Source organism: Anoxybacillus sp. (genome assembly GCF_036834105.1).
Classification (GTDB): domain Bacteria; phylum Bacillota; class Bacilli; order Bacillales; family Anoxybacillaceae; genus Anoxybacillus.
In genome coordinates, this window is the sequence record NZ_DAITON010000094.1 from 1 (window position 1) to 9,035 (window position 9,035).

A 9,035-nucleotide genomic window follows, 5' to 3' on the forward strand; every position below is an offset into this window, starting at 1 on the left:
ACCAAATCGCTTTTTGGACTCCATCTCGCAAAAACCAGAAACACCGCCCATCGGAGTCATGGAAGAAATGGCTCAAACAAAAACGAAAAGTGATCGAAATGGTATTCTCCGTCCTCGTTGACCAGTATTGTATGACAGACATTCGTGCGAATTCGATTTCAGGGTTTGAATTGGTACTCGATGGCATCTTGTTGGTGTATTCGCTTGTAACACTCGTGCTAGTTGAGCACTAGCGCTCAACTAGCACCACGGGTATAATTATAATTAATGTAAGGTAAAAAATCTCGAGTGAATGGCTAGACGAGTAGAAAAACATTGAAAATCCACCTACGTTTTTTCAAAACACCTGATCTATCATGCGATCGAGTTTTTAGAGGTGCGGGTCATGAGACATTGGTGGATACAATATTTAATTTAATACTGTGCAACAAAGATTTTACTATAGCCCCCTGTTGAATACGAAGTAGGTCGGATGGGATGGCACGTCATGTGGCATGGACGACAGGACAACAGATGGAACGGAAGCAACGGAGCTATCCTCCTCAATCCGAATAGGCGAGGCTGTGGTTATTAGTTGGAGTGAGGAGTTTGCTGAGGCTCTTTGAATTGTTGCTAGTTTTATCTTAGAGGGATGGCGAAAAAGACTGATATATCACCATTTTTGAGGAGGAGAGTCTTTATGAGAGGATTGCCATATAGCTTTGAGATGAGAAGTGTACAGCCTATGGGAAAGCCTAATTTTGCTGTAATTAAAACAAAAATTGAGAATATAAAGCCTGAAATTATTAATGCCAAGATGTCTCAAAAGCCCCATATCGGTATAAACGGTGGTTTTTTTGCTGCTGATAATGGTTACAATAATCCTCCAACAGGGTTACGATCTATAAGCTACTGGAAAGGAGATACTTCATACTACGAATATAATGGAACGAAAGATAAACAAATTAGGAGGAAAACCTTTGTTTCTTATGTTGATAAAAATAACAATATGAGAGCGACTTTCATGTACGCGAGAAACCTCAATGAAGTTCTTAAGGCCTATCCAAGCGCAAAGGCAGTAATTGGTGGGAACGACTACAATAGGGAAAATTGGGGGGATGACTTAATAGTTATTGGATACGATTTCGCTACATGGAGAACCGTTTTGGCGTGGGATGATGAATATGGGTATATGATTGTCACAGAAGGTAACGCAGCTAATATACCTGGTTTAAAAACATACATTGAAAATATAGGTTTTGATCCTGTAAGATCGATTGTATTAGATGGGTCGGGTTCGACCTCGATGAGGGTAGTCAAAAATGAAAAAGTTTATTGGTATGGTTCCCCTTCCCATGATAGATATATTGGGAATATGGTGAGAGTATATGGGATAGACTGGTTTGAATGACAAGGTGTAATTTTCAGAGTGGTGTGAGGTATGTGGATCATGATTATAAATAAGCGATTTATTTTAAATGTTACAGTTATATCTCTTCTTTTAAGTTTCGTGTATAGCTTTTTATTTCTGACAATTGAACATCATCTTTTTTCTAACGAAATGAGTAGCCCAGGGAGCGCTGTCATTTTTACAGCTTTGTTTTTAATTTTATACATGTTTCACCTATTTGCTTCTTGGCTACATTACATGTTGTTTATAAATAAAATGGCGGGTTCAATTGTAGGTAAAGTAATAGCTTTTTATTTTGTTGGCTTTTTTTTATTGTCCGTTTTGTACATGCTTTTTCAAGTGAAAATTGTTTGGCTATTGTTTGCTTCGTTTGTTATTCTTTCTTTTCCTGTATACAAGCAAAGTTAGGAGAAAGTCGCATCTCGTGCGTCTTTCTCCTTTCTTATTTTTGAACTCCTGTACCGAATATGGTAAAACTATATAGTGAGGTGAATGAAATGGAACGATTACAGAAAGTAATTGCTCATGCTGGCATCGCATCGCGAAGAAAAGCAGAGCAATTGATCGTCGAAGGAAAAGTGAAAGTAAATGGAAAAGTTGTGACGGAACTTGGGGTGAAAGTGAGTCCACAAGATCGCATTGAAGTGGATGGCATTCCGCTCGAACGCGAAGAGCCGGTATATTATTTGTTATACAAGCCGCGCGGTGTAATTTGTAGCGTAAAAGATGAAAAGGGAAGAAAAGTAGTGACCGACTTTTTCAAACATGTAAACAAGCGCATTTATCCGATCGGACGGTTAGATTACGATACGTCTGGATTGTTGCTGCTGACAAACGATGGGGAGTTTGCTAATTTATTAATGCACCCGCGCTATGAAATTGAAAAAGTGTACATTGCAAAAGTAAAAGGCATCCCAGCACGTGAAAAAGTGAAACAGCTTGAAAAAGGTGTTGCGCTAGAAGATGGGGTAACAGCGCCAGCGAAAGCGAAAGTATTGTCAATTGACAAACGGAAACAGACGGCGATCGTTGAACTTCGCATTCATGAAGGGAGAAATCGTCAAGTGCGCCGCATGTTCGAAGCGATCGGACATCCTGTTTTAAAGTTAAAGCGGGAACGTTATGCGTTTTTAGACTTGAAAGGGATGAATCCGGGAGATTATCGAGAACTGTCGCCGCATGAAGTGAAGCAATTGCGTGCGCTTGCATTAGCTGGTTCGCCGTACGTATCATGATTTTGTCACATTTTGTTCAAATAATTTTCATTATTTATATAGTGGTAACTTGTATAATGAGGTTGATGAAAACGGTTTATAGGAGGGTTGGCGATGAAAGGAAAGCGATTTTGGCTTCGAACAGTCATTTTAGCCATCATGCTCGCGGCTATTGGTTATACGATTTATTCGAACGTTTTTGTCGAGAAAAGAGCAATTCAAGTAGGCGATTCGGCGCCAGACTTCGTACTTACCGACTTAAACGGAAACAAAATTCAACTATCCGATTATCGTGGAAAAGGTGTATTTTTAAACTTTTGGGCAACGTGGTGCAAACCGTGTGAAAAAGAAATGCCGTATATCAATAGCCAATACAATGTATACAAAAATGAAGGAGTAGAAGTGATTGCGGTTAACGTAGGGGAAGCGAAAGTAACAGTACAAACGTTCGTTGATCGCTTTCAGCTGACGTTTCCAGTCGTCATCGATCAGCAAGATCAAGTCATGAATGCATACAACATCGGTCCGTTGCCAGCGACATTTTTAATTGACAAAGAAGGCAAAATTGTAGATATCATTACAGGGGCGATGACGGAAGAGGATGTAAAAAAATATATGGAACGAATTAAGCCGTAAGGGGTTTTCGACATGGAACAAGTAAAATGTGAATGCGGGCACGTGAATCCGATTGGTACAGTTCTTTGTGAAGCATGTGGTAAACCGTTAGAAGAAGTGCCAATGTTATTGGACATGCGTTATGAAGGAAGCGCTCGCCGTTCGCAAACGTACAACCAAACGATTGTTGATAAAATATGGAACTTCTTTTCGTCTGTTAAAGTTGGGGTTTGGCTTATCGTTATTACGTTAGTCGCTTCGGCCATCGGCACAATTTATCCACAACAGATGTACATTCCGCCAACAGTGTCGCCAGCTGAATATTATGAGGAGCAGTACGGTTGGCTCGGGAAATGGTATTACGCGCTAGGATTTCACGATTTATATAGCTCATGGTGGTATATGTTGCTTATAGCGCTCATTGGTGTATCGCTCGTCATTTGTAGTTTAGACCGTGTCGTGCCACTATATCGGGCGTTAAACAATCAGCGGGTGACGAGAAATGAACAATTTTTACAACGCCAACGTCTATTTAGCCGTTCACAAGTGAAAGACTACGAAAATGCTTTACCTCGCGTGGTCGATCGGTTAACGAAACGGGGCTATCGTATTCGTGAAGAGAATGGAAATATTTTGGCCGAAAAAGGCCGCTTCTCTCGTTGGGGACCGTACGTCAACCATATTGGGCTTATCGTTTTTTTAATTGGCGCGATGCTTCGCTTCGTTCCGGGAATGTATGTCGACGAAAACATGTGGATTCGTGAAGGTGAAATAAAAGAAATTCCGGGAACGAATGGGAAATATTTTTTAGAAAACAAAACATTTATTTTGGAAGTATACGAGAAAGAAAAGGAAAAAGAGGCGTTTCAAGCTGCCATTGACCGTGTCGGTAGCGGAATGATGGCGAAAAACTATCAAACAGATGTGGTGCTATATGAGCGTGTTGGCCCAGTTGTTGCCGGTGAAGAGCCGAAGTTAAAAAAAATAAAAAGCTTTTCCATTCGTGTCAACGAGCCGCTCAAACACGACCATTATGCATTGTACCAAGTGGACTTTAAACTGAATGAGCTAAAAAGTATGTCGTTCCATTTGACAGATAAACAAACGGCCAAGTCTTTTGGGACGATTACAGTTGATTTAATCCAACCGGAGAAAGAATATGATCTTGGCAACGGTTATAAAGTACAACTATTAAGCTACTTTCCAGATTTTTATTTTGATGAAAATGGAAATCCGAATACACGCTCGAAAGTGCCAAACAACCCAGCGTTTGTATTTAAAATGTTTGCTCCGGATCGTCCGAAAGGGGAAGTCAGTTTTACTGCTATTCGTCAAACGATCGAACCGTTCGGTGATAACAAGTATAAAATGGCGTTTGCTGGCGTTGATACACGACATGTATCGGCGTTAACCGTTCGTCGTGATTTTACGCTCTGGATTTTAGGTATCGGGGGCACCATTTTCATGATTGGTCTTATACAAGGAATGTATTGGAACCATCGACGTGTATGGGTTCAACGGATCAACGAAGATGTGCTCATTGCAGCGCATACGAACAAAAACTGGTTTGGATTAAAAAAAGAGCTTGAAGGCATATTTAACGATACACCGTTTGTCATGCCAATCGATCAAGTGGACAAGCGGTCATAAGGGGGGAACATCGTGGTTCAGCTAAGCAGCACGTTACTATACGTGGCATTTGTTCTTTATTTAGTTGCAACGCTTTTTTTTGGCGGAGCGATTCGTGTGAAAAAGAAAGAAGGGATGGACCGCTGGGCAACGCTTGGGATCGTTGTGACGATCATTGGTTTTCTCGCCCAGCTTGGCTATTTCATCACGCGCTGGATCGCCGCTGGGCACGCACCTGTCAGCAACTTATTTGAGTTTACGACGTTTTTTGGTATGATGCTTGTCGGCGCGTTTATTGTCATTTATTTTATTTATAAAACGAGTTTACTCGGCTTATTTACTTTGCCAATCGCCATTTTAGTGATCGCGTATGCGAGCATGTTTCCAAGGGACATTTCTCCGCTCATCCCAGCTTTACAAAGCGATTGGTTGCATATTCACGTCACGACAGCTGCAGCTGGGGAAGCGATTTTAGCAATCAGTTTTGCGGCAGGGCTCATTTATTTAATTCGAGTAGTCGATCAGTCGAAACCGAGCAAACGTACGTTTTGGTTGGAGTTTGTGTTATTTTTCTTAATTAGTACGCTTGGTTTTGTTATCGTAACGACATCGTTTCGCATGGCTGGTTATGAAGCTACGTTTGAATGGATTGATAAAAACAGCAAGCAAGATGAAATGGTGTACCATATGCCAGCGCTCGTCGGCCCACATGAAGGGGTGTTAAAAACGGAAGGACGGATGGAACCGTTCGTTCATATGCCTGCGATCATTAATGCCCGCAAATTAAATACAGTAATTTGGTCATTGTTTGCAGGTGGTGTGTTATACGGTTTGCTTCGCCTTCTTTTACGTAAACGCATCGCAGCCGCGTTGCAGCCGCTTGTGAAAAACGTAAATTTGGACTTAGTTGATGAAATTGGTTACCGTTCTGTGGCGATCGGCTTCCCTGTATTTACGCTTGGTGCGCTTATTTTTGCGATGATTTGGGCACAAATTGCATGGACGCGCTTTTGGGGTTGGGATCCGAAAGAAGTATGGGCGCTCATCACATGGCTGTTTTATGCCGCGTTTTTACATTTACGATTGTCAAAAGGTTGGCATGGCGAGCGTTCCGCATGGCTTGCGGTCATTGGATTTGCGATCATTATGTTTAACTTAATAGCGGTAAACTTAGTGATTGCCGGCCTACACTCTTATGCTGCGTCTTAACGCCTTCATAAAGAAGGCGTTTTTTTTATGAGGAGTAGAAAAAAGTATGGCAGTTTTGTACAATAGTGAACGAGGAGGGAATGACATCATGGAGAAGGAAATTAAAATTTTAGTTGTCGATGACGAAGAGCGCATTCGTCGTTTGCTTCGTATGTATTTAGAACGTGAGCAATATATGATCGATGAGGCAGAAAACGGTGAAGAAGCGCTAGCATTAGCGCTTGACAATGATTATGACTTGATTTTGCTTGACCTTATGTTACCTGGAAAAGACGGTATTGAAGTGTGCAAACAGTTGCGTGAGAAAAAAGCGACACCCGTTATTATGTTAACAGCGAAGGGAGAGGAAGCGAATCGCGTGCAAGGATTTGAAGCAGGAACGGACGATTATATCGTTAAGCCGTTTAGTCCGCGTGAAGTGGTGCTCCGCGTGAAAGCGTTGCTTCGCCGTACAGCGAACTCTCCTTATGTGCCAACGGATACGACAGCACGGGATGTGCTCGTATTTCCTCATTTAACAATTGACCATGATGCGCATCGGGTGACAGCAGATGGGCATGAAGTTAGCTTAACTCCGAAAGAGTACGAGTTGCTTCATTTTTTAGCGAAGTCACCAGATAAAGTGTTTGATCGCGAGCAATTGTTAAAAGAAGTATGGCATTACGAATTTTTCGGTGATTTACGCACAGTTGATACGCATGTCAAACGGTTGCGCGAAAAGTTAAATAAAGTATCGCCTTCGGCAGCGAAAATGATTGTCACCGTGTGGGGCGTTGGGTACAAATTTGAGGTCGTGAATGAATGATGGCAATATGGCGTAGTGTAGTCGGCAAATTATGGCTGACCATTTTATTGCTTGTTGCTTTTGTCCTCTTTATTTTAACCGTTTTGTTGCTAAGTTTTTTTGAAAAATATTATTTAGAAAAAACAGGAGAGCAACTCACGCAACAAGCAGTAAAAGTTGCTCGCGTCGTCGCCGAGCACGATGAGCAGTTTGCTCGTTCAATCGCATGGACGATGGTTGATGATGTATCGAAGCTCATGATTATTATTGACGACCGTCATTATTGGTACTCACCAAATGAACAGCTCGCCGATTTGCCGCTTTCGTTTATCCAACAAGATAAGCAGTTATCGCGCGTGTTTGAAGGAAAAAAAGTAGTGAAACGGACGATGATGCCAAACGAAACGATGCGAAACGATGCTTATAACGAGCTGTTTATTGTCGGTGTCCCGCTACGTACGTCTGATGAGAATGGTGCTGTATTCGTATATCAGTCATTAAAAGCTGTAGAAGAGACGACAAAACAAACGACGAAGTTTATTTTTCTTGCTGCATTTATTGCCATTGTGTTAACGACGGTATTTGCCTTTTTCTTATCGACAAGAATTACAGCACCGCTTAGAAAAATGAGACAAGTCGCGTTTGAAATGGCGCGCGGGAAATTCGATTCCAAAGTGCCGATTGTTACTCATGATGAGATTGGGGAGCTGGCCATGGCGTTTAACCAGATGGGTCGGCAATTACAATTTCATATCAACGCGTTAAATCAAGAAAAAGAGCAATTAGCGAGCATTTTAAGTAGCATGGCAGATGGTGTGATTACGCTCAATCGAAATGGGGAAGTACTTATTACGAATCCGCCTGCCGACCGCTTTTTGCAAGCATGGTACTACGAACAAGGGCATCGTGAAGACTTATTGCCGCTTCCTCCTCGAGTGAACGAGCTGTTCACAAAGGCTGTCATGGAGGAGAAAGAACAAGCAACAGAAATTGCTTTACAAGGTCGGAATTGGGTTATTGTTATGACGCCGTTATACAACGGCAAAGTCATTCGCGGGGCGGTTGCCGTGCTTCGAGATATGACGGAAGAGCGCCGGCTCGATAAGTTGCGCAAAGATTTTATTGCGAACGTCTCGCATGAGTTACGAACGCCAATCGCCATGTTGCAAGGGTATAGCGAAGCCATTGTCGACGACATCGCGGCGACAGATGAAGAAAAGAAAGAATTGGCAAAAGTTATTTATGATGAATCGTTGCGCATGGGTCGCCTCGTTAACGACTTGCTTGATTTAGCGCGCATGGAAGCGGGGCATTTAACGCTTCATAAAGAACGCATACCCCTTCGTTCATACACCGAGCGCATCATTCATAAGTTTCAAGCGTTAGCGAAGGAAAAAGGGGTTCGTTTGCTCGTTGATATGAATGAAGAATTTGTCGTTTTCCTTGATCCTGACCGTATCGAACAAGTGTTGACGAATTTAATTGATAATGCTCTTCGTCACACAGATGACGGTGGGGAAGTGCGCGTCATAGTCGATGGAGATGAAGAGGCGGTGCGCATCTCTGTTCGGGACTCAGGCTCTGGCATTGCTGAAGAAGATTTGCCGTTCGTGTTTGAGCGCTTTTACAAAGCGGATAAAGCACGTACACGCGGTCGCTCGGGTACAGGATTAGGTCTTGCGATTGCAAAAAACATCGTTGAAGCGCATAAAGGAACGATCGCCGTTCATAGTAAGCTCGGCGAGGGAACGACGTTTACGTTCACACTTCCATTGAAATAGAAAATTTTTGTTGTCATAAGCGACGTTTTCGGCTATGATAGAAACGTGAAAATTGTTCGACAATTGTATACGTTCGTTGCAAAAAGGTGTCGAATGGGCAACCTAGTAGACTTAATAGGGAATCTGGTGCAAGTCCAGAACTGTCCCCGCAACTGTAAATGCTGACGAAATGAAGGACGCCACTGTACGATTCGTATGGGAAGGCTTCAAAGTAGGATGACGCATAAGTCAGTAGACCTGCCTTTTTGCATCGTCATTCGCGTCTTCGGGGAGTGAGACGTCGAAACGACAAAGGTGACGATTGTCTTTTGTTGTTTCCAGCTCATTCCATTCGGAGTGAGCTTTTTATTTTTATATACTGTAGATGAGCATTTTTCATTACATTAATTTCCATCCCCAAGAGACAAACAGGG

General features: G+C 42.3%; 8 protein-coding genes, 1 pseudogene and 1 riboswitch. All 9 genes and pseudogenes read left to right on the forward strand.

What is annotated here, in order from left to right; genetic code table 11:
- Positions 1–233, forward strand: a pseudogene (locus tag V7Z64_RS09600) (IS982 family transposase); the annotation flags it as partial.
- 446 nt (positions 234–679) lie between these two features.
- Positions 680–1,390: a hypothetical protein gene (locus V7Z64_RS09605; protein WP_163149767.1), complete on the forward strand. Its 711-nt coding sequence runs from the start codon at positions 680–682 to the stop codon at positions 1,388–1,390.
- Positions 1,391–1,420: 30 nt separating this feature from the next.
- Positions 1,421–1,798 carry a chloroquine resistance marker protein gene (locus tag V7Z64_RS09610; protein ID WP_240468777.1) on the forward strand — a complete coding sequence of 126 codons (378 nt, stop codon included), beginning with the start codon at positions 1,421–1,423 and terminating at the stop codon, positions 1,796–1,798.
- 89 nt (positions 1,799–1,887) lie between these two features.
- Positions 1,888–2,625: a 23S rRNA pseudouridine(2605) synthase RluB gene (gene rluB, locus V7Z64_RS09615; protein ID WP_003394417.1), complete on the forward strand. Its 738-nt coding sequence runs from the start codon at positions 1,888–1,890 to the stop codon at positions 2,623–2,625.
- A gap of 93 nt (positions 2,626–2,718) precedes the next feature.
- On the forward strand, positions 2,719–3,240 hold the full coding sequence (gene resA, locus V7Z64_RS09620) for a thiol-disulfide oxidoreductase ResA (RefSeq protein WP_129000465.1): 522 nt from the start codon (positions 2,719–2,721) through the stop codon (positions 3,238–3,240).
- 12 nt (positions 3,241–3,252) lie between these two features.
- Positions 3,253–4,869, forward strand: a complete 1,617-nt coding sequence (gene resB, locus V7Z64_RS09625; protein WP_297990684.1) for a cytochrome c biogenesis protein ResB — start codon at positions 3,253–3,255, stop codon at positions 4,867–4,869.
- 12 nt (positions 4,870–4,881) lie between these two features.
- Complete coding sequence (gene ccsB / locus V7Z64_RS09630; RefSeq protein WP_297990683.1) at positions 4,882–6,057, forward strand: c-type cytochrome biogenesis protein CcsB; 1,176 nt, start codon at positions 4,882–4,884, stop codon at positions 6,055–6,057.
- 88 nt (positions 6,058–6,145) lie between these two features.
- Entirely contained in the window at positions 6,146–6,862 is a 717-nt protein-coding gene (locus V7Z64_RS09635; protein WP_297990682.1) for a response regulator transcription factor, read from the forward strand.
- Positions 6,859–8,622: an ATP-binding protein gene (locus V7Z64_RS09640; RefSeq protein WP_297990681.1), complete on the forward strand. Its 1,764-nt coding sequence runs from the start codon at positions 6,859–6,861 to the stop codon at positions 8,620–8,622. Before V7Z64_RS09635 ends, V7Z64_RS09640 begins: the two co-directional genes overlap by 4 nt.
- A gap of 67 nt (positions 8,623–8,689) precedes the next feature.
- Positions 8,690–8,881: riboswitch (cobalamin riboswitch) on the forward strand.
- Positions 8,882–9,035: the final 154 nt, after the last annotated feature.

What these genes read in the sequence shown, in the direction of transcription:
- V7Z64_RS09605 (WP_163149767.1), top strand. Translation starts at nt 680, where the DNA reads ATGAGAGGATTGCCATATAGCTTTGAGATGAGAAGTGTACAGCCTATG.
- V7Z64_RS09610 (WP_240468777.1), top strand. Translation starts at nt 1,421, where the DNA reads ATGTGGATCATGATTATAAATAAGCGATTTATTTTAAATGTTACAGTT.
- rluB (WP_003394417.1), top strand. Translation starts at nt 1,888, where the DNA reads ATGGAACGATTACAGAAAGTAATTGCTCATGCTGGCATCGCATCGCGA.
- resA (WP_129000465.1), top strand. Translation starts at nt 2,719, where the DNA reads ATGAAAGGAAAGCGATTTTGGCTTCGAACAGTCATTTTAGCCATCATG.
- resB (WP_297990684.1), top strand. Translation starts at nt 3,253, where the DNA reads ATGGAACAAGTAAAATGTGAATGCGGGCACGTGAATCCGATTGGTACA.
- V7Z64_RS09635 (WP_297990682.1), top strand. Translation starts at nt 6,146, where the DNA reads ATGGAGAAGGAAATTAAAATTTTAGTTGTCGATGACGAAGAGCGCATT.
- V7Z64_RS09640 (WP_297990681.1), top strand. Translation starts at nt 6,859, where the DNA reads ATGATGGCAATATGGCGTAGTGTAGTCGGCAAATTATGGCTGACCATT.